The sequence below is a fragment of the Mycolicibacterium anyangense genome, assembly GCF_010731855.1.
GTDB lineage: Bacteria > Actinomycetota > Actinomycetes > Mycobacteriales > Mycobacteriaceae > Mycobacterium > Mycobacterium anyangense.
On the sequence record NZ_AP022620.1, the window covers coordinates 1781559 to 1800080 of the forward strand.

At 68.6% G+C, this 18522-nt stretch carries 18 protein-coding genes; 4 read left to right on the top strand and 14 right to left on the bottom strand.

From position 1 onward, the window contains the following. The first annotated feature begins 47 nt into the window (after positions 1-47). Entirely contained in the window at positions 48-1004 is a 957-nt protein-coding gene (locus G6N35_RS08405) for a 5'-3' exonuclease (protein ID WP_163803840.1), read from the top strand. Positions 1005-1111: 107 nt separating this feature from the next. Then, a complete protein-coding gene (locus G6N35_RS08410) occupies positions 1112-2281 on the top strand; it encodes an LLM class flavin-dependent oxidoreductase (protein ID WP_163803841.1) in 1170 nt (389 codons plus the stop codon). On the opposite strand, the gene G6N35_RS08415 is transcribed toward G6N35_RS08410, so the two are convergent. The 10 genes from G6N35_RS08415 to pafA all read right to left on the bottom strand — a co-directional run bounded on the left by G6N35_RS08415 (position 2278) and on the right by pafA (position 12888). Then, entirely contained in the window at positions 2278-2622 is a 345-nt protein-coding gene (locus G6N35_RS08415; protein WP_163803842.1) for a thiocyanate hydrolase, read from the bottom strand. The two genes, G6N35_RS08410 and G6N35_RS08415, sit on opposite strands and share 4 nt — an antisense overlap. Beyond that, entirely contained in the window at positions 2619-3338 is a 720-nt protein-coding gene (scnC, locus tag G6N35_RS08420; RefSeq protein WP_163803843.1) for a thiocyanate hydrolase subunit gamma, read from the bottom strand. The genes G6N35_RS08415 and scnC overlap by 4 nt, the downstream gene beginning before the upstream one ends. Before the next feature lie 19 nt (positions 3339-3357). Beyond that, positions 3358-4194 carry an SH3-like domain-containing protein gene (locus tag G6N35_RS08425; protein ID WP_163803844.1) on the bottom strand — a complete coding sequence of 279 codons (837 nt, stop codon included), beginning with the start codon at positions 4192-4194 and terminating at the stop codon, positions 3358-3360. A gap of 138 nt (positions 4195-4332) precedes the next feature. Then, entirely contained in the window at positions 4333-5163 is an 831-nt protein-coding gene (locus G6N35_RS08430; RefSeq protein ID WP_163803845.1) for a DUF4333 domain-containing protein, read from the bottom strand. A gap of 56 nt (positions 5164-5219) precedes the next feature. Further along, positions 5220-7994 carry a DEAD/DEAH box helicase gene (locus tag G6N35_RS08435; protein ID WP_163803846.1) on the bottom strand — a complete coding sequence of 925 codons (2775 nt, stop codon included), beginning with the start codon at positions 7992-7994 and terminating at the stop codon, positions 5220-5222. Continuing rightward, a complete protein-coding gene (tatC, locus tag G6N35_RS08440) occupies positions 7978-8901 on the bottom strand; it encodes a twin-arginine translocase subunit TatC (protein WP_163803847.1) in 924 nt (307 codons plus the stop codon). Before tatC ends, G6N35_RS08435 begins: the two co-directional genes overlap by 17 nt. A 63-nt stretch (positions 8902-8964) precedes the next feature. Beyond that, positions 8965-9231: a Sec-independent protein translocase subunit TatA gene (gene tatA, locus G6N35_RS08445; protein WP_163803848.1), complete on the bottom strand. Its 267-nt coding sequence runs from the start codon at positions 9229-9231 to the stop codon at positions 8965-8967. A 66-nt stretch (positions 9232-9297) separates the two neighbouring features. After that, on the bottom strand, positions 9298-10269 hold the full coding sequence (locus G6N35_RS08450) for a helix-turn-helix transcriptional regulator (protein WP_163803849.1): 972 nt from the start codon (positions 10267-10269) through the stop codon (positions 9298-9300). Then, complete coding sequence (locus G6N35_RS08455) at positions 10266-11252, bottom strand: helix-turn-helix transcriptional regulator (RefSeq protein WP_163803850.1); 987 nt, start codon at positions 11250-11252, stop codon at positions 10266-10268. The genes G6N35_RS08450 and G6N35_RS08455 overlap by 4 nt, the downstream gene beginning before the upstream one ends. Positions 11253-11529: 277 nt before the next feature. After that, positions 11530-12888, bottom strand: coding sequence for a Pup--protein ligase (gene pafA, locus G6N35_RS08460; RefSeq protein ID WP_179967451.1), 1359 nt, complete (start codon positions 12886-12888; stop codon positions 11530-11532). A 127-nt stretch (positions 12889-13015) separates the two neighbouring features. Here pafA and G6N35_RS08465 point away from each other — a divergent pair, with 127 nt between their 5' ends. Both G6N35_RS08465 and G6N35_RS08470 read left to right on the top strand, forming a co-directional pair. Further along, positions 13016-13288 (top strand): DUF7162 family protein, encoded by a 273-nt coding sequence (locus G6N35_RS08465; RefSeq protein ID WP_163803851.1) that lies wholly within the window; start codon positions 13016-13018, stop codon positions 13286-13288. Next, complete coding sequence (locus G6N35_RS08470; RefSeq protein WP_246224253.1) at positions 13285-14985, top strand: alpha/beta hydrolase; 1701 nt, start codon at positions 13285-13287, stop codon at positions 14983-14985. The genes G6N35_RS08465 and G6N35_RS08470 overlap by 4 nt, the downstream gene beginning before the upstream one ends. Here G6N35_RS08470 and prcA read toward each other — a convergent pair. The 4 genes from prcA to dop all read right to left on the bottom strand — a co-directional run bounded on the left by prcA (position 14982) and on the right by dop (position 18432). Beyond that, positions 14982-15749: a proteasome subunit alpha gene (prcA, locus tag G6N35_RS08475; protein WP_163803852.1), complete on the bottom strand. Its 768-nt coding sequence runs from the start codon at positions 15747-15749 to the stop codon at positions 14982-14984. The genes G6N35_RS08470 and prcA overlap by 4 nt on opposite strands. Then, the gene (gene prcB, locus G6N35_RS08480; protein ID WP_163803853.1) at positions 15749-16627 is read right to left on the bottom strand and encodes a proteasome subunit beta; all 879 of its coding nucleotides are present in this window, start codon (positions 16625-16627) and stop codon (positions 15749-15751) included. Before prcB ends, prcA begins: the two co-directional genes overlap by 1 nt. Continuing rightward, positions 16624-16818, bottom strand: coding sequence for a ubiquitin-like protein Pup (locus G6N35_RS08485; protein ID WP_099247286.1), 195 nt, complete (start codon positions 16816-16818; stop codon positions 16624-16626). The genes prcB and G6N35_RS08485 overlap by 4 nt, the downstream gene beginning before the upstream one ends. Positions 16819-16923: 105 nt before the next feature. After that, on the bottom strand, positions 16924-18432 hold the full coding sequence (dop, locus tag G6N35_RS08490; protein WP_163803854.1) for a depupylase/deamidase Dop: 1509 nt from the start codon (positions 18430-18432) through the stop codon (positions 16924-16926). Between the last annotated feature and the right edge of the window lie 90 nt (positions 18433-18522).

An 18522-nucleotide genomic window follows, 5' to 3' on the forward strand; every position in this document is an offset into this window, starting at 1 on the left:
GATTAGCCGCGGGCATACGATCACACCGTGATCAGGATCCAGAACTGATGTCCGGTCCGGTGTTGCTGCTCGACGGAGCCAGCATGTGGTTCCGCTCCTTCTTCGGCGTGCCGTCATCGATCACCGCGCCGGACGGACGGCCGGTGAATGCCGTGCGCGGCTTCCTCGACAGCGTGGCCACCCTGGTCACCCGGGAGCGGCCAGGACGGCTGGCGGTGTGCCTGGACCTGGACTGGCGCCCGCAGTTCCGGGTCGACGCGATCCCGTCGTACAAGGCACACCGGGTGGCAGAAGAGAGTCCGAGCGAAGAGCCGGATGTCGAGGAGGTGCCCGACGAGCTGACCCCTCAGGTCGACATGATCATGGAGCTGCTCGACGCATTCGGCATCACCACCGCCGGAGCCGCCGGATTCGAGGCCGATGACGTGCTGGGCACCCTGGCCACGGCCGAACGCCGTGACCCCGTGGTGGTGGTCAGCGGCGACCGGGATCTGCTGCAGTTGGTGGCCGACGACCCGGTGGCGGTGCGGGTGCTGTATCTGGGCCGGGGTCTGTCCAATGCGGTGACGTTCGGGCCCACCGAGGTGGCCGAGAAGTACGGGGTGCCAGCCCACCGCGCGGGGCCGGCATACGCCGAACTGGCTCTGCTGCGCGGTGATCCGTCCGACGGACTGCCCGGCGTACCGGGCGTCGGCGAGAAGACCGCCGCCACCATGCTGTCGCAGTACGGGTCGCTGGCGGCCATCCTGGACGCCGCCGATGATCCGAAATCCAAGCTGCCCAAGGCGTTTCGCGCCAAGATTCTGGCAGCAACCGACTACATCACGGCAGCCGGCCCCGTGGTGGCGGTGGCCCGCGACGCCCCCGTCGAACTGTCCACCTCGGACGACGCACTACCGCTGACCGCAGCCGATCCGCAGCGGGTAGCCGAGCTCGCCAAGACCTACGGGGTGGGCTCGTCGATCGCCCGGCTGCAGAAGGCTTTGGACGCACTACCCGGCTGACTGCGGCGCTTGGAATCAGGTCGAAGAAAACCATGGCCGCAGCTGGCGGCCGGTACCGCAGTGCCGGTTCCGTCGGCCGCCTGCGGCGATTGCCTAATCTGCGGAGTATGTCGATCGCACTGCACTGGTTCCTGCCCACCTACGGCGACAGCCGGCTGATCGTCGGGGGCGGCCATGGCATCCCGGCGGGCGCCGCGCACAGCGACCGCGACGCTTCCATCGACTACCTCGCTTCGATCGTGCGCGCGGCCGAGACCTTCGGCTTCACCGGGGCGTTGATCCCGACCGGGGCCTGGTGCGAGGACGCGTTCATCACCGCAGCCCTGCTGGCCCGCGAGACCACCTCGCTGGCCTTCCTGGTGGCCTTCCGGCCCGGCCTGGTGAGTCCGACGCTGTCGGCCCAGATGGCCGCGACCTTCGCCCGGCACGCCCCCGGACGGATCCTGCTCAACGTGGTCGTCGGCGGAGAAGCCCACGAGCAGCGGGCCTTCGGCGATCATCTCGACAAGGACGCCCGCTACGCGCGCGCCGACGAATTCCTGGACATCGTCACCCGGCTCTGGCGCGGCGAGACGGTGACCACCGGCGGCCGCTACGTCAGCGTCGAGGAGGCCAGCCTGGCCACGCTGCCGAACCCCGTTCCGCCGCTGTACTTCGGTGGCAGCTCGGCGGCCGCGGGACCGATCGCGGCACGGCACGCCAATGTTTACCTGACCTGGGGTGAGCCACCCGCCGCAGTACGGGAGAAGATCGAGTGGATCCGCAGGCTGGCCGCCGACGAGGGCCGGACGGTGCGATTCGGGATCCGACTGCACACCATCTCCCGCGACGATGCCGACGAAGCGTGGGCACAGGCGGACAAGCTGGTGGCCGCCCTCGACGAGGAGACTGTGCGCTCGACGCAGGCCGGGCTGGCGCGCAGCCAGTCCGAAGGGCAGCGGCGCATGCTGGCCCTGCACGAGGCCAACCGCGCCGACGGCTCCTGGCATGACGCCCGCCGCCTGGAGATCGCCCCCAACCTGTGGGCCGGCGTCGGTCTGGTCCGCGGCGGAGCCGGAACCGCGCTGGTGGGCAGCCACACCGAGGTAGCCGACCGGATCGCCGAGTACGCGCAGGCCGGTATCGACGAGTTCATCTTCTCGGGCTACCCGCACCTGGAGGAGCTGTTCTGGTTCGGCGAGGGTGTGGTGCCGATCCTGCGCGAGCGTGGCCTGTTCGACGGGCCCAGCACCCAGGCAGCGCCAGCGTCGATCCCCTTCGTCGGGGCCGCCCGCTAGCGCGCCTCCAGACGGGCCCGCACCGTGGCCAGCCGCTGCCGCAGTTCGACTTCGTCGATGACACCGCGCGCCATCAGCGAATGCGCAAGGGCTACCAACTGGTTCTCCGGATAGGGCAGGTCGGCGTACCGAGTGGCCGACAGCTCGTCCTCTTCGTCTCGCCGCTGCTTGAAGCCGAGATCGGTTGCGGTGCAGGAGTTGTCGAGAACGTCGCACAGGCCGTCCAGACTGGTCTTCCACGGTGGCAGCGGATTCTCGACACCGTACTTGGCCGCCATCACCGGCCAGACTTGCTTGCGCGCCGCGATCTCGTCGAGGACGACGAACTCGTCGCCGGTCATGACTCGACGATCGGCCGCACGGCTTGGCGTGCGGCGGTGTAGACGTTGTTGGTGACACCCGGGGTCGGCAGGGCGACACCGATGAGGCAGTCCCTGGTGATGATCTCGGCAAGCTGGTCCTGCGACCAGCCGTCGGTACCCTCCGGACGCATCGGCATCACCATGAAGCGGTGCTTCTGGTTGGAGTCCTCCACTCGCACCTCGACCTCGTCGGGCAGCTGTAAACCGAACTCGCTCAACACCTGTCGCGGCCAGCGCACCAGGCGGCGCCGATAATTGGGTGTTCGGTACCACTCCGGGGAGTTGCCGAGGATCGGTCTGGGATAGCAGGAGCACAGCGCGCACACGATCACGTTGTGCACGGTGGGGGTGTCCTCGAGGATCTTGAACGCCACGAAATCACTGGGAGTGCCGAACCCGGTGGGATCCAGCCAGTCCACCCCGACCTCTTTGGCGGCGGCAACCGCATCGGTCAACGCGAGCCTCTTGAACTCCGGCTCCAGCCACGCCCTGGCCACCAGTTGCGCCGCCGGGATGGGACCGATCTGTTCGGCGTACTCGGTGAAGACGCGATGCTCGGCGGCGGTGAAAAGTCCCTTCTCGATGCACAATTCACGTAGGGCGATCTCGAGGACCTCGAAATCGGTGATCTCGTCGACCATCGGTTTGACCGTCCGGTCGTGATCATGGTCGTGGTCGTGCCCGTGGTCAGACATGAGTCGGGTGCACTCCTTCTCAGACGGCCTGCAGCCAGCGCTCGGGAATCTCGGTCTGCAGGGTGTCGGTAGCAGGTCCGGTGTAGGTGTCCCACAGGTCGCGCTGTTTGAACCGGACGATGTAGAACCACTCCGGTGCGGCGTCCTCGCGGTCCCACGCCTCGTCCTCGGGCGCCGGGCTCTCGTAGGTGACCTCGGCGATCACGCCGTGGGCGCCGCGGCAGTACTCCGGGGTGCGGGTGTAGAACATGGCAGGCAGGTCACGCACCAGGACGCGGTCGCCGACCGCGAACTTCGCCGGCCCGGCCTTACCGGCGTAGATCTGCGGATCCCCGATGCCAACCGCCTCGCGATGGTGCGTGTTGCGACGGACCGCACTGCCGTCGCCCTCGAATTTCGCCTCCGCGTCGGGCAGCCGTCCGTTCAATCCGCCGGCGTAGCGCTGCTGCACCTCGGCGAGCCGGTCGGTGAGCTCACCCCAGCTGATGTAGCCCTTCTCGATGAGCACCCGACCGACGGCCCACAACCAACGGCTGTAGTACGGCAGTCCGAGATAGATGGCCCGGCCCACATCGACGTTGCCGATGCGGCGTCGCTCCTCGGACACCCAGATACCCCGCCAGCCGAGAACCTCGCAGAGCACGTAGGTCATCAGCTCCCACTGCTCTTCTTGCTTGTTCTGGTAGGGCAGCGGCACCTGAAGTTCACCGCCGACGTCGTGCACCGTCTTCTGGTAGGCCCAGTAGTGCCGGCTGTCCACCTCGTCGGGCATCGGCCACTCTGACACCTCGGGGAAGGTGGTCTTGAGCCGCGAGATCAGGGCCAGTTGTTCCGCACGCTGCGCCGCACTGCTCATCAGGGCACTCCGCTCTAGGGGCTCTGCGCTGACGGTAGCACCGAGACGCAGCCCAGATGCCGGATCGGCATTATTGCCTATCCAGGAGTGTTATTGCCGCACAGCGTAATTGGGCTGCGGGTGCGTCAATTCATCGAACTACTTGGGCCTGCCGACCTCGTAGGTGCCCTTGTCGTCCTGGAAGGTCACCGTCACCTGACGCTTGGTGCCGTCGATGCTGACCTCGCAGGTGAAGGTGTCGCCCTTCTTGACGGTCGGGTTCTGACCGTTGTTGCACTTGACGTCCTTGACGTTCTTGGCGCCGTACCCGTTGGTCTCGTCGGTCAGGATCTGCTGAACACCCTGCTGAGCCTTGTTGATGTCCAGTTTCGTGGTGACGAAGAAGCCGGGCTTCCAGAACCCGAGGACCAGCACCACTGCCACGATGATCGCGGCCAGGACGCCGAGAATGATGCCGATCGTTGCGGTCGACTTCTTCGCGCCCTCCTCCGCGCCCGGCTGCGGATACGGAGCGTACTGACCGGGCTGGCCCGGCTGACCGGGCTGGCCCGGCTGACCGGGCTGGCCCGGCTGCTGGGGGTACTGGCCGTACTGCGGCTGCCCGTACTGGGGCTGGCCATATTGCGGCTGACCGTACGGCGGCTGCGCGTACTGACCCGGCTGGCCGTAGGCGGCGGGGTTGTACTCGGTGGGCTGCTGGTAGGGCTGCTGCGGGTAGGCCGGCTGAGGCTGGCCGTACTGCGGGTATTGCTGCTGCGGGTTGTAGGCCGGCGGCGGCTGCCACGCCGGGGTCTCGCCGCTGGGCTGCCAGGCCGGCGTTTCAGTCGCCTGCGGCTCCGGGCTGGCCGGAGACTGCCAGGACGGCGCCGCGGACTGCGGCTGCTCCGAGCTGGGGGCAGGCTGATCCTCACCCTGGGCGGGCTGCTGAGCCTGCCAGGGGTTGGGGTCAGATCCCTGCGGTCCGCTCATCGTCTCTCCTTGGTCTGGTAGCGATTCGCCGCTCCCACCGTAGCGTTTGCATCACCCTACCCGCTATCAACAGCAACGACGCCGCGCCGGACGTCGTCGATGGCGCGTTTCGCGGCGCTGCGCAGCGCGGCCTCGGGTCCGGCGTTGCGAACCTGGTCGAGCAGGTCGAGCACCTGGCGACACCAGCGCACGAAATCCCCCGCCGACATCGGTGAGCCGGTGCCCGCGATATCGGAGGCATCGAGCGCGGCGGCCAGGTTGCCGGTGGTGGCCCAGCGGTACACCGCCGCGACGAATCCCTCGTCGGGTTCCCGCGACGGGCTGATCCGGTGCCGGTTCTCGTCCGAGCGCAACTGCCCGGACAACCTGCGGGTCTCCACCAGGGCCCGGCGCACCGCGGGCGTCGGCATGTCGACGGCCTGGGTGGGGCCGTCCCCGCCGCGGGATTCGTAGACCATGGCCGAGAGCACCGCGGCCAACTCGGCGGGTTGCAGCGTGTTCCACACGCCCTTGCGCAGGCACTCGGCCACCAGCAGGTCGCTCTCGCTGTAGATCCGGGCCAGCAATCTGCCGTCTGCGGTCACCCGTGGGTCTTGCGCACTGTCAATAAATCCGCGCTCGGTCAGCAGCCCCACGATCCGGTCGAACGTGCGCGCCAGGGAATGGGTGGCCGCGTTGACCTTCTTGCGGATCTGCTCGTTGTCACGCTCCACCCGTAGATAGCGCTCGCCGATGCGAACCTTGGCCTCGCGGTCGGCGAGTCGATGCACCGGGTGGTTGCGCATCTGCTCACGCAGCGCGATCAGTTCCGGGTCGATATCGGGATCCTCACCGCCGCCGCGCCGCCGCCGGCCTGGCGGGACCACCAGGCCCGCCGCCGCCGACCGCAGGGCAGACGCCAGGTCGCGGCGTACCCGCGGCTGGCGGTGCTCCACCCGTTTGGGCAGCGACATCGAGCCGATCGGGGCAGCGGCCGACGGGTAATCGGACGAGGAAATCCTTCCCGCCCAACGATCTTCGGTCAGCACCAGCGGGCGGGGGTCGTCGGCGTCGTTGGCCGCCTCGAGCACCACGGCCAGCCCCCCGCGCCGGCCCTGGGTGATGTTGATGATGTCGCCGCGGCGCAGCGCGGCCAGCGAATCGTTGGCCACCTGCCTGCGCTGCAGCCGAGATGCCCGGGACTGGGCGCGTTCCCGCTCGCTGATCCGGGCGCGCAATCGCACGTAATCGAGGACGGCGGGTTCCGGAACCGGCTTGGCGCGCCGGTCCCAATCCAGTTCAGCCGCAATGCCGTCGAGCATCTTCTCGCCGCGCTCCAGCCCGCGCACCATCCCGACCACCGAACGGTCGGCCTGGTACTGGGCGAACGACCGCTCGAGAAGCTGGCGAGCCTGTTCCGGACCCATCTGACTCACCAGGTTGATGGTCATGTTGTAGGACGGCGCGAACGAACTCTTCAACGGGAAGGTACGGGTCGAGGCGAGACCGGCGACTTCGGCCGGCTCGACATCCGGGGTCCACAGGACGACGGCGTGGCCCTCCACGTCGATCCCGCGGCGCCCGGCCCGCCCGGTCAGCTGGGTGTACTCCCCCGGCGTGAGCGGCATGTGCTGCTCACCGTTGAACTTGACCAGCTTCTCCAGCACGACGGTGCGGGCGGGCATGTTGATGCCCAACGCCAGGGTCTCGGTGGCGAAGACCGCCTTGACCAGGCCAGCGGTGAAGAGCTCCTCCACGGTGTGCCGGAAGATCGGCAGCATGCCGGCGTGGTGGGCGGCCAGGCCGCGCAGCAGACCTTCACGCCATTCGTAGTAGTCCAGGACGGCGAGGTCAGCCTCGGCCAGGTCGGCGCAGCGCCGGTCGACGATCTCGGCGATCCTGGCCCGATCGGCGTCGGTGGTCAGCCGCAGCGGACTGCGCAGGCATTGTTTGACGGCGGCGTCGCAGCCGGCCCGGGAGAAGATGAAGGTGATTGCCGGCAGCAGACCCTCGCGGTCCAGGGCGGCGATGACCTCCGGCCGGGCCGGCGGCCGGTGCAGGCCCGGGCCGGCGCCGGGGCGGCCCCGACCGCGGTGCCTCGGCTGCCAGTCGGCCAAGCGGTCCGCCTCGCGCCGGTGGGCGATGTGCCGGATCAGCTCGGGGTCGACGAGATGCTGTTTGCCGCCGGCGCCCTTATGGCCCGAGTAGTCGAAGAGATCGAACAGCCGCTTGCCCACCAGGACGTGCTGCCACAGCGGCACCGGCCGGTGCTCGTCGACGACGACGGTGGTGTCACCGCGCACCGTCTGGATCCAGCCGCCGAACTCCTCGGCGTTGCTGACCGTCGCCGACAGGCTGACCAGGCGCACGTCCTCGGGCAGATGCAGGATGACCTCTTCCCACACCGCACCGCGCATCCGGTCGGCCAGGAAGTGCACCTCGTCCATGACGACAAAGGACAGCGCGCGCAATGCTTCACTACCGGCGTAGAGCATGTTGCGCAGTACCTCGGTGGTCATCACCACCACCGGCGCGTCACCATTGACCGACTGGTCACCTGTGAGCAGGCCGATGCGCTCCGGCCCATACCGGGCCACCAAGTCGTTGTGCTTCTGATTGCTCAACGCCTTGATGGGCGTGGTGTAGAAGCACTTTCGCCCCGCGGCCAGAGCGAGATGGACGGCGAACTCGCCCACGACGGTCTTACCCGCACCGGTGGGCGCACAGACCAGCACGCCGTGACCGCGTTCGAGAGCCTCACACGCCTGGATCTGGAACGGGTCGAGCCGAAACGTCAGCAGCTCGGCGAACTCGGCGAGGCCGGTCCCCGGGGACTCAGGTGATGTCGTCATGCTGCGCCCCGAGCTGTGCGGGTGCGGCCACCGGCTCCGGGGCCTCGATGGGCGCGGCCTGGTCATCGGGAATCGCCGCCGCCGCGGCGGCTTCGCGTTTGGCCTTGCGCCGGTCGTGGAATCGGGTGACCTGGATGGCCAGCTCCATCAGCAACGACAACGCCAGACCCAGGGCCAGCATCGAGAACGGATCGGAGCCCGGCGTGGCGAAGGCGGCGAAGACGAACACCCCGAAGATCAGACCGCGCCGCCATGTCCTGAGCTTCTCGTAGTGCAGCACACCGACCACGTTCAGCATGATGATCAGCAGCGGGAATTCGAAACTGACACCGAACACCAGCAGCAGATTGATCAGGAACCCGAAGTACCGGTCACCGGAGAGCGCGGTGACCTGGACGTCGTTGCCGACGGTGAGCAGGAAGTGCAGTGCCTTCGACAGCACGATGTAGGCCAGCACGGCACCGGCGACGAACAGCACCGCGGCCACCGTGACGAACGCGGCGGCGAAGCGGCGCTCGTTCTTGTACAGCCCGGGGGTGATGAACGACCACAGCTGGTGCAGCCAGACCGGGCAGGCCAGCACGATGCCCGCCGTCATGCCGACCTTGAGCCGCAGCATGAACTGGTCGAACGGCGCGGTGGCCAGCAGCCGGCACCCGCCGTCGGCACTGATGTCGGCACGCGCCGAGGGCGGCAGCGAGCAGTACGGTTCGCGCAACCACTCACCCAGGCTTTCCACGCCGAAGAAGCCATGGCTGTACCAGATGAAACCGAAGATCGTGGTGACGGCGACGGCACCCATCGAGATGAGCAGGCGGGTCCGAAGCTCGCGGATGTGGTCGACGAGGGACATGGTCCCGTCGGGATTGGTGCGGCTTCGACGCTGTCGCGGATCGAGCCGCGACATGAACTTAGGAGTGCGCACGGCAGCGTCTGACTACGGGCGCCGGGGCGCCGGATCGCGGTCGGTTCAGGCCGGTCGGGCGTCGGTCGGGTTCGGCGCGGGCGGCGGCGTCACCGGAGCTTCGACGCGCTCGGACTGCACGTGAGTGGCAGGCTGCGCGGGCGCGACCGGGGTCTCCGCCTTGCTCTCGTTCTGCAGTTCCTTGACCTCGGACTTGAAGATGCGCATGGACTTGCCCAGCGAGCGCGCAGCATCAGGCAACCGCTTCGACCCGAAAAGCAGCACGACCACGGCGATAAGGATCAGCCAGTGCCACGGTTGTAGAGCACCCAATTTGGTCACCTCCAGATGTCTGTTCGATGCTACCCCACCTGCCCCGCCGCGAGGTGGGCCGCGGATTCAGCCGGTCAGCTCACGGTAGGCCGCCAGGGCCGCGTTCGCCGCCTCGGTCACCCGTGCCACCAGGGACTGCGGTTCCAACACCCGCACGTCCGGGCCGAAACCCAGGACCAGCCGCGTCATCCACTCGTCGGAGGCGTAGGTCATCTGTGCCTCATAGGAACCGTCCGGCAGCTGCTTGCCGACCCGCATCGGGTAGTACTCGAGCATCCACGACGACGTCGGCGAGACCAGCAGGGTGGCCGACGGCAGCGCCGGATCGGCGTCGAACAACGAGGTATCCGGCGGGGCCTGCAGTGCCGGCTCCGGTGGTGCGGCGGGTTCGTCGAGCACGTGCGCGTCGACGATGCGGTCGAAGCGGAACAGCCGCACCCCGTCGGCTTCGCGCGACCACGCCTCCAGGTAGCTGTGGTCGGCCACCAGAACCACCCGGATCGGGTCGACGATCCGGGTGGACAACATGTCCCGGGACGCCGAGTAGTACTCGATGCTCAGCGCGCGGCCGCCACGGACGGCCGAGCGCACCGCGGCGGCGGCGTCGCTCTCGATCGGCGCCTGTTCGTCGACGGCGGCCGCGGCATGGGTCTGATCGTGACCGATGGTGCCCGCGGCGGATTCGATCTTGGCGATGGCGCTGCGCGCCGCCTCGGGGTCGACGACGCCCGGGATGTCGACCAGGGCGCGCAGCGCGACGAGAAGGCCGGTGGCTTCCGGTGAGGTGAGCCGCAGCGGTGCGTCGACACCGGCGGTGAAGGTCACGTTGATGGTGTCGCCGGAGAACTCGAAGTCGATCAGGTCACCGGGCCCGTAACCGGGCAACCCGCACATCCACAGCTGGTCCAGGTCCTGCTGCAGCTGCTTGCGGGTAACACCGAGATCCGCGGCGGCCTCGGCATAGGTGACCTGCGGGTTGGCCTTGAGGTACGGCACCATGTTGAGCAGCCGCACCAGGCGGGTGGAGACGGGAGTCACGCGCGATCCGCCTTCGCCGTCAGTCGTGCCACCACGTCCTCGCGGAGGGCGGCCGGCTCGAGTACCAGGGCGTCGGCCCCGTATCCGGCGATCTCCCGGGCCAGCCGGTCCCGGGTGCCGAGGTCGAGTTCGAGGACCTCACCGGCACGCCCGCCGATGGTCCGCGGCCCCGTCGACGACCCGGCCCGGCGCAGCGCGGTGGCCCGGCCGTCGGCCACCCAGACCGTGGCCTTCAGTCCGGAGGGGGCCTCGCCGATCGCCCTCTCGACAATGGCGCGCAGATCGACGCCGTCGGGCCGGACGACCGATCCGGGCGGTCCGACGGTGTCGATATCGGCGCCGATCCGGGACAGCCGGAACGTGCGGGTGGCGTCGCGGTCCCGGTCATGCCCGACCAGATACCAGCGTCCCCGGGCGGTGACCACACCCCACGGTTCGACCGTGCGCACCGCGTAGGGCTCGGTCGGGAGCGGCCGGTGCCGGAACCGTACCGGCTGCCCGGAATTGATGGCGGACAACAGGATTCCCAGGACATCCTCGGTGCCGCGCAGACCGGCCGGGCCGGCCGCGGTGGTGATCGCGACCGCCGCATCGGGGTCGACGTCCACACCGGCGGCCCGCAATTTCAGCAGGGCGCCCTGGGTTGCGGTGATCAACTCGGGCGACTCCCACAGCTGAACCGCGACGGCGACGGCCGCGGCCTCTTCGGCGGTGAGTTCGATGTCGGGCAGCGCGTAGGCATTGCGATTGATCCGGTAGCCCTCGGCGGGGTCGAATGCGGAGACCCGTCCGGTCTCCAACGGGATGCCGAGGTCGCGCAATTCGTTCTTGTCGCGCTCGAACATCCGGGAGAACGCCTCGTCGCTGGGGCTGTCGGCATATCCAGCGACGCTCTCGCGGATCCGTTCGGCGGTGATGTAGCCATGCGTGGACAGCAGGGCGATGACGAGATTCATCAGCCGCTCGACCTTGGATGTCGCCACTCGCCCAACCTTAGCGGGAAACGGCCGGTCAGCAGTGCGGCGCGCGGACCACCGCAGTCACAGGAGCCACAGCAGCCCCTGGCGGCGCGGACGATACCGGTGCCCGCCTTCCAGCGACTCTGGCGCCCTGGGCCGGGTTGGTCCGCACTCGACCGCAAGAGTCGCTGGAAGGCGGGCAACGGTAGTGGCACTTTGGGGCGGTGACAGTTGGGGCGCCGGTGACAGTTGGGGTGGGTGGCACAGCCGCGACGAGCTGTAGGTCCCGGCCGCGGGCGACCTACATGCTGGCGATGAGCCGCTTCACCCGCTCGTCGACCGACCGGAACGGATCCTTGCACAGCACCGTGCGCTGGGCCTGGTCGTTCAGCTTGAGATGCACCCAGTCGACGGTGAAGTCCCGGCCGGCCTCCTGCGCCGCGCTGATGAACTCACCGCGCAGCTTGGCCCGGGTGGTCTGCGGCGGGGTGTCGACGGCGGCTTCGATCTCCTCGTCGGTGGTGATCCGGGCCGCCAGGCCCTTGCGCTGCAGCAGGTCGAAGACGCCGCGGCCGCGCTTGATGTCGTGGTAGGCCAGATCGAGCTGACTGATCTTCGGGTCGGACAGCTCCATGTTGTAGCGGTCCTGATAGCGCTGGAACAGCTTGCGCTTGATCACCCAGTCGATCTCGGTGTCCACCTTGGCGAAGTCCTGGCTCTCCACCGCGTCGAGCTGACGGCCCCACAGGTCGATCACCTGGTCGATCTGAGTATTGGGCTCGCGCGTCTGCAGGTATTCCACTGCGCGGGTGAAGTACTCGCGCTGGATGTCCAGGGCGCTGGCTTGCCGCCCGCCCGCCAGCCGCACCGGTCGACGGCCGGTGAGGTCATGGCTGACCTCGCGGATGGCCCGAATCGGGTTGTCCAGTGAGAAGTCCCGGAACGCCACCCCGGCCTCGATCATCTCCAGCACCAGCGACGCCGTGCCCACCTTGAGCATGGTGGTGGCCTCGCACATGTTGGAGTCACCGACGATCACGTGCAGCCGACGGTATTTCTCGGCATCGGCGTGCGGCTCGTCACGGGTGTTGATGATGGGACGCGAGCGGGTCGTGGCGCTGGAGACACCTTCCCAGATGTGCTCGGCGCGCTGCGACAGGCAGAAAGTCGCCGCCTTTGGCGTCTGCAGCACCTTGCCCGCCCCGCAGATGAGCTGACGGGTCACCAGGAACGGCAGCAGCACGTCGGAGATCCGGGAGAATTCCCCGGCCCGCACGATCAGGTAGTTCTCGTGGCAACCGTAGGAGTTGCCCGCCGAGTCGGTGTTGTTCTTGAACAGGTAGATGTCGCCGCCGATGCCCTCGTCGGCCAGCCGCTGCTCGGCATCGATGAGCAGGTCTTCGAGCACCCGCTCGCCGGCGCGGTCATGAGTGACCAGCTGCACCAGGTTGTCGCATTCGGCGGTGGCGTACTCCGGATGACTGCCGACATCCAGGTAGAGGCGCGCGCCGTTGCGCAGGAATACGTTCGAGCTGCGGCCCCACGACACCACCCGACGGAACAGATACCGGGCGACCTCGTCCGGACTGAGCCGACGATGGCCGTGGAACGTGCAGGTGACACCGAATTCCGTTTCGATGCCCATGATCCTTCGCTGCACACCATCGAGCGTACTGGTTGTCATGCGGTTGCGGTGCGCAAGCCGTCAGCCAAACCTGCTCGGGTCGATGCGGATTGCCCTGTGGATCGCCGAAAACCTCCGCGACCGGCTGGTGTGAGCATGAGCCATGCCCACCTCCGTCGGCCTCGACGCCACCGCACTGGCAGCCTTGGCCGACCGGGTTGCGCATTGCGCGACGGCACTGTCGGAGCTGTCCATCGCCGAGGTCAGCGGACTGACCGGTTCGGCCCTCGCCGCCTCGGCCGCGCCCCGGCGGGCCACCGCTGAGGTGCATCGGCACGCGCAGACGGCAAACCGATGGGTGGCGGCAGCCCGGCGCTGCATCGACGAGTTCACCGCCGCCGAGCGGGACCACATCGAAGGCCTGCGGGTGCAGTGAACAGGCTGACCATCGCTCAGGCGGTGAGCTGGCAGCCCGAGCGGCTCACCGACCTCGCCGACGAATGGGACCGGGCCGCCGGGATGCTGCAGGGCCACGCCGACACACTCGACCAGGCGGCGCACACCACCTCGTGGGCGGGTTCGGCGGCGGATGCCGCCCTATCGGCAGCCATACCCGCCGCCGCGGGACTTCGGCTGCTGTGCCGGGCGTTGATCCTGGCCGCTGCACAGGCACGCGACGGCGCGCTGACGCTGGCCGCAGCACGGGACCAGGTCCTGGGCGCACTTGCCGCGGCACAGGCGGAGGGTTGTTCGGTGAGCGAGGACGGCGCCGTTCGGGCGCCGTCGAGCCCCCCGGAGCTACTCGTGGCCTGCAGCGGCGGGTCACCGGCGGCGGCGATGACGATGCTCGACGCGCGATGCGCCGAACTGACCCGGCAGCTGCAGGACAGCCTGGACCGCCTCGGGGTGGCCGACACCGATGCGGCGCGAGCCATCGACGCAGCCTTCGACATCACGCCCGGGCCGGCTGCCGTCCGCCCCGCCGGTGTCGCGGGACCCGATGTGGGTGGCTGGCCCACGCTGAGCCAGGACCGGATCGCCGGCCAGCTCGCCACGCTGTCCCCTGCCGAGCGGACCGCACTGATCGAGCAACGCCCCCACGAGGTGGGCAATACCGATGGTGTGCCGTGGGAGATGAGGGTCGCCGCCAACCGCATCAACATCGCCACCGCGATCCTCGACCAGCGGCGCACCCTGGACCGCCCCGTCGAGGACAAGCTGCGCGCGGCCATCTCCCCCACCCTGAATCCCGCTGACGCCGAACGGCTCTGGGCGGTTCTGCACACCGACCCGGTGATGCGCGATGCCGCGATCGCCGGTCACGACCGCGCCGCCGGCGCACGGATCGCCTACTACGAAACACTTCTCGCCGACATCCCCGACCCGCTGGATCCGCAGCGGCGGATCCCCCGCCAGATCCTGGCTTTCGACCCGGACCGGGCATCGCTGATCGAACTGTCCGGTGACCTGTCCCGCGCCACCGCGATCGCCGTACTGGTACCCGGGCTCAACACCACGTTCGACGGCGCCGCCGACGACGTGGCGACCGCCCGACGGTTCGTGGCGGGCTCCGGTGGTGCGGTGGCGATGATCAGCTATCTGGGCGGGCCGTTCCCGACCGGCCCGCTGCTCGCCGGGATTGCCGACGCTGCCGACCCGGGCTATGCGGTGGCGATGGCGCCGCGACTGGTGGCCTTCAGCGAAGATGTGGAACGCCGCGCCGGGGATGTCCCGGTGACGGTCATCGGGCATTCCTACGGCGGTTCGATCGTGGGCACCGCCGAGCGGATGGGTCTGACCGCTGACCGGGTGCTCTACGTCGAGGCCGCCGGGGCCGGCGTCGGCGTGCACAGCCCGGCGGACTGGCACAACCGCAACCCGGATGTCCTGCGGTTCAGCATGACCGCGCCCGGGGATCTGATCAGTGCGGTACAAGGCATTCCGTTCGGGCCGCACGGTGCCGATCCCGACGAGATGCCCGGCGTCATACCGCTGGCCGCCGGCCGACGACTCACCGGCTGGCCGATGATCGGACCGTCGACCCACAGCGACGTGCTCAACGAGCCCTCCGACGCGTGGCGCAACATCCTGGCGGTGATCACCGGCGACCGGGACCACATCCGGTTGGCCTAGTCGGCGGCGGCGTCCTGCTCAGCCGCAGATCCCGAATCAGCCTTGGGCAGAAGGGCTTCCAGCGCAGCACCGGTGATCCGGCGGAACGCCCGGCGCGGCCGCTTGGCGTCCAGGACCGCCACCTCCAGGGTGGACGGGCCCAACACCCGCGGCTCGGCAGGCGGGGTGGCGTTGGTGCTCGCACTCGAGATGCCAGCCCGCAGCGCGCCGACCGCGATCTTGACCGCACCGGCCAACTCGGCGTTCTCCGAGTAGGTCTCCTTGAGCGCGGCGATGATTGGGTCCGTGGTGCCGCCCATGACGACGAAATGCGGCTCGTCGGCGATCGACCCGTCGTAGGTGATCCGGTACAGCTCAGGAGCTTTCGTCTCGCCGTAGTGGGCCACCTCGGCCACGCACAACTCCACCTCGTAGGGCTTGGCCTGCTCGGTGAAGATGGTGCCCAGGGTCTGGGCGTAGACGTTGGCCAGCTGCCGGCCGGTGACGTCGCGGCGGTCATAGGCGTAGCCGCGGGTGTCGGCGAACTGGATGCCGCCGCGGCGCAGGTTGTCGAACTCGTTGAACCGGCCGACGGCCGCGAAGCCCACCCGGTCGTAGAGCTCGCTGACCTTCTGCAGTGACCGCGACGGGTTCTCAGCGACGAACAGCACGCCGGAGTCGTAGGTGAGTACGACGACGCTGCGCCCCCGGGAAATGCCCTTGCGCGCGAGCTCCGAACGCTCGCGCATCGCCTGTTCGGGCGAGATGAAATATGGGAAGCTCACTAATCCACCCGCGGTGCTTCGTTGCTCGGACCCTTACCGGGGCCGAATGTGTTGGTCGCAGAACGCTTTTCGATCACCTCACGAGCCAGCCGGGAGATCCGGTCCTCCGTCACCTCGAGTGCGCCGTCGGCCTCGATGGTGACGGCCGTCGGGAAGATCCCGCGCACCAGATCCGGCCCGCCGGTGGCGGAGTCGTCGTCGGCGGCGTCGTAGAGCGCCTCGACGGCGGCCTTCAGCGCCGAATCCGCGTCCGTCACACCGCCGTAGAGCTTCTTGATCGAGGACTTCGCGAAGATCGATCCGGAGCCCACCGATTGGTAGCCCTCCTCCTCGATATGCCAGCCACCCGCGGCGTCGAAGGACACGATGCGACCGGCCGCCGACGGATCCGGGTCATCGAGGTCATAGCCGACCAGCAGCGGTAGCGCCACGAAACCCTGCAGCGCCGCCCCGAGATTGCCGCGCACCATGGTCGACAGTCGATTGACCTTGCCGCGGAAGGTCAGCGGCACGCCTTCGACCTTCTCGTAGTGCTCGAGTTCCACTGCGTAGAGCCGGGCGAACTCGACGGCGATCGCCGCGGTGCCCGCGATACCGGTCGCGGTGTAATCGTCGGTGATGTAGACCTTCTGGACGTCACGCCCGGCGATCATGTGCCCCTGCGTCGAACGGCGATCACCGGCGATCAGCACCCCACCGGGATAGCGCAGCGCGACGATCGTGGTGCCGTGCGGCAGGGCCTCGCCGGGCGCGGGCGCACCGACGGTGCCTGCCGTGGGCAGCAACTGCGGAGCTTGGTGACGGAGGAACTCGGAGAACGAGGACAGATCCGTCAGGGGTGAACTAGGGGCCAGGCGATCAGAGAACGGCCAGGTCACTGTCCGCCCTTTTGGACGTATGCGCGGACGAAGTCCTCAGCGTTCTCCTCGAGGACGTCATCGATCTCATCCAGCAGATCGTCGGTCTCCTCGGCGAGCTTGTCGCGACGCTCCTGCCCGCCGGCAGCATTGCCGGAGAGGTCGTCGTCCTCGCCGCCGCCGCCACCACGCTTGGTCTGCTCTTGAGCCATCGCTGCCTCCTGCTCGTCATCGACGGCCTTGTCGTGCCATCCGGTACGGGCCGCCGGTTCTTCCACACTACCGGTCGAGGCCGGTATTGCTCGGTCTAACGATCGTCAGGTCGTGAGTTGTTCCACGAGTTCGGCGGCGCTGTCGACCGAATCCAGCAAAGCACCGACATGGGCCTTGCTGCCGCGCAGCGGTTCCAGCGTCGGGATCCGGACCAGTGAGTCGCCGCCGAGGTCGAAGATCACCGAGTCCCAGCTCGCCGCGGCGATATCGGCACCGAATCGGCGCAGGCATTCGCCCCGGAAGTAGGCCCGGGTGTCGGTGGGCGGATTGTCCACCGCGTCGAGTACCTGCTGCTCGGTGACCAGGCGTTTCATCGAGCCGCGCGCCACCAGACGGTTGTACAGGCCCTTGTCGAGCCGCACGTCGGAGTACTGCAGGTCGACCAGGTGCAGTCGCGGCGCCGACCAGCCGAGGTTCTCCCTATTGCGGAAACCTTCGAGGAGGCGCAGCTTGGCCGGCCAGTCGAGCAGCTCGGCGCATTCCATCGGATCGCGTTCGAGCAGGTCCAGCACGTGAGCCCAGGTCTCGACGACATGCGATGCCCGCGGGTCCGGGTCGCGGGCGTCGACCAGTTTGGCCACCCGATCCAGGTAGATGCGCTGCAGGGCCAGCGCGGTCAGCTCTCGGCCGTCGGCCAGTGCCACAGTGGCCCGCAGGGACGGGTCCCGGCTGATGACGTGCACCGCGTGCACCGGGCGGGCCAGCGCCAGATCCGAGAGGTCCAACCCGTGCTGGGGCCCTTCCTCGATCAGATCGAGGACCAGCGAGGTGGTGCCGACCTTGAGATAGGTCGAGGTCTCGGCCAGGTTGGCGTCACCGATGATGACGTGCAGCCGGCGGTACTTGTCGGCGTCGGCGTGCGGCTCGTCGCGGGTGTTGATGATGCCGCGTTTGAGCGTGGTCTCCAGGCCGACCTCGACCTCGATGTAGTCGGCGCGCTGCGACAGCTGGAAGCCCGGCTCGTCACCGGAGGGCCCGATGCCCACCCGGCCCGACCCCGTCACGACCTGCCGGGACACCATGAACGGCGTCAGCCCCGAGATCACCGCGGAGAACGGCGTCTGGCGACTCATCAGATAGTTCTCGTGGGTGCCGTACGAGGCGCCCTTGCCGTCGACGTTGTTCTTGTACAGCTGCAGCTTGGCGGCGCCGGGCACGCTGGCCACATGCCGCGCCGCGGCCTCCATCACCCGCTCGCCGGCCTTGTCCCAGATCACCGCGTCCATCGGATCGGTCACCTCCGGTGCCGAATACTCCGGGTGGGCGTGGTCGACATAGAGCCGCGCACCGTTGGTGAGGATCATGTTGGCGGCACCGACCTCGTCGGCGTCGACGATCGGTGGCGGCCCCGACGCGCGGCTCAGGTCGAAGCCGCGGGCATCGCGCAGCGGGGATTCCACCTCGTAGTCCCAGCGGGTGCGTTTGGCCCGCTGGATCCCGGCTGCCGCGGCGTAGGCCAGTACCGCCTGCGTCGAGGTCAGGATCGGATTGGCGGTCGGGTCGGACGGCGAGGAGATGCCGTACTCGACCTCGGTCCCGATAATCCGTTGCATGCGCTAAGCCTAACGGGACGCCGATCGCCGGTTGTGCGGGAGTCGCAGCGGCGTGGGCGATTGCGCCTGGCCGAGGGAATTGGTGGAGTG

Bases quoted from the DNA above. Each gene is read 5' to 3' on its own strand.
- G6N35_RS08405 (WP_163803840.1), top strand. From the start codon at position 48: ATGTCCGGTCCGGTGTTGCTGCTCGACGGAGCCAGCATGTGGTTCCGC.
- G6N35_RS08410 (WP_163803841.1), top strand. From the start codon at position 1,112: ATGTCGATCGCACTGCACTGGTTCCTGCCCACCTACGGCGACAGCCGG.
- G6N35_RS08415 (WP_163803842.1), bottom strand. From the start codon at position 2,622: ATGACCGGCGACGAGTTCGTCGTCCTCGACGAGATCGCGGCGCGCAAG.
- scnC (WP_163803843.1), bottom strand. From the start codon at position 3,338: ATGTCTGACCACGGGCACGACCACGACCATGATCACGACCGGACGGTC.
- G6N35_RS08425 (WP_163803844.1), bottom strand. From the start codon at position 4,194: ATGAGCAGTGCGGCGCAGCGTGCGGAACAACTGGCCCTGATCTCGCGG.
- G6N35_RS08430 (WP_163803845.1), bottom strand. From the start codon at position 5,163: ATGAGCGGACCGCAGGGATCTGACCCCAACCCCTGGCAGGCTCAGCAG.
- G6N35_RS08435 (WP_163803846.1), bottom strand. From the start codon at position 7,994: ATGACGACATCACCTGAGTCCCCGGGGACCGGCCTCGCCGAGTTCGCC.
- tatC (WP_163803847.1), bottom strand. From the start codon at position 8,901: ATGTCGCGGCTCGATCCGCGACAGCGTCGAAGCCGCACCAATCCCGAC.
- G6N35_RS08465 (WP_163803851.1), top strand. From the start codon at position 13,016: ATGCCCACCTCCGTCGGCCTCGACGCCACCGCACTGGCAGCCTTGGCC.
- G6N35_RS08485 (WP_099247286.1), bottom strand. From the start codon at position 16,818: ATGGCTCAAGAGCAGACCAAGCGTGGTGGCGGCGGCGGCGAGGACGAC.
- dop (WP_163803854.1), bottom strand. From the start codon at position 18,432: ATGCAACGGATTATCGGGACCGAGGTCGAGTACGGCATCTCCTCGCCG.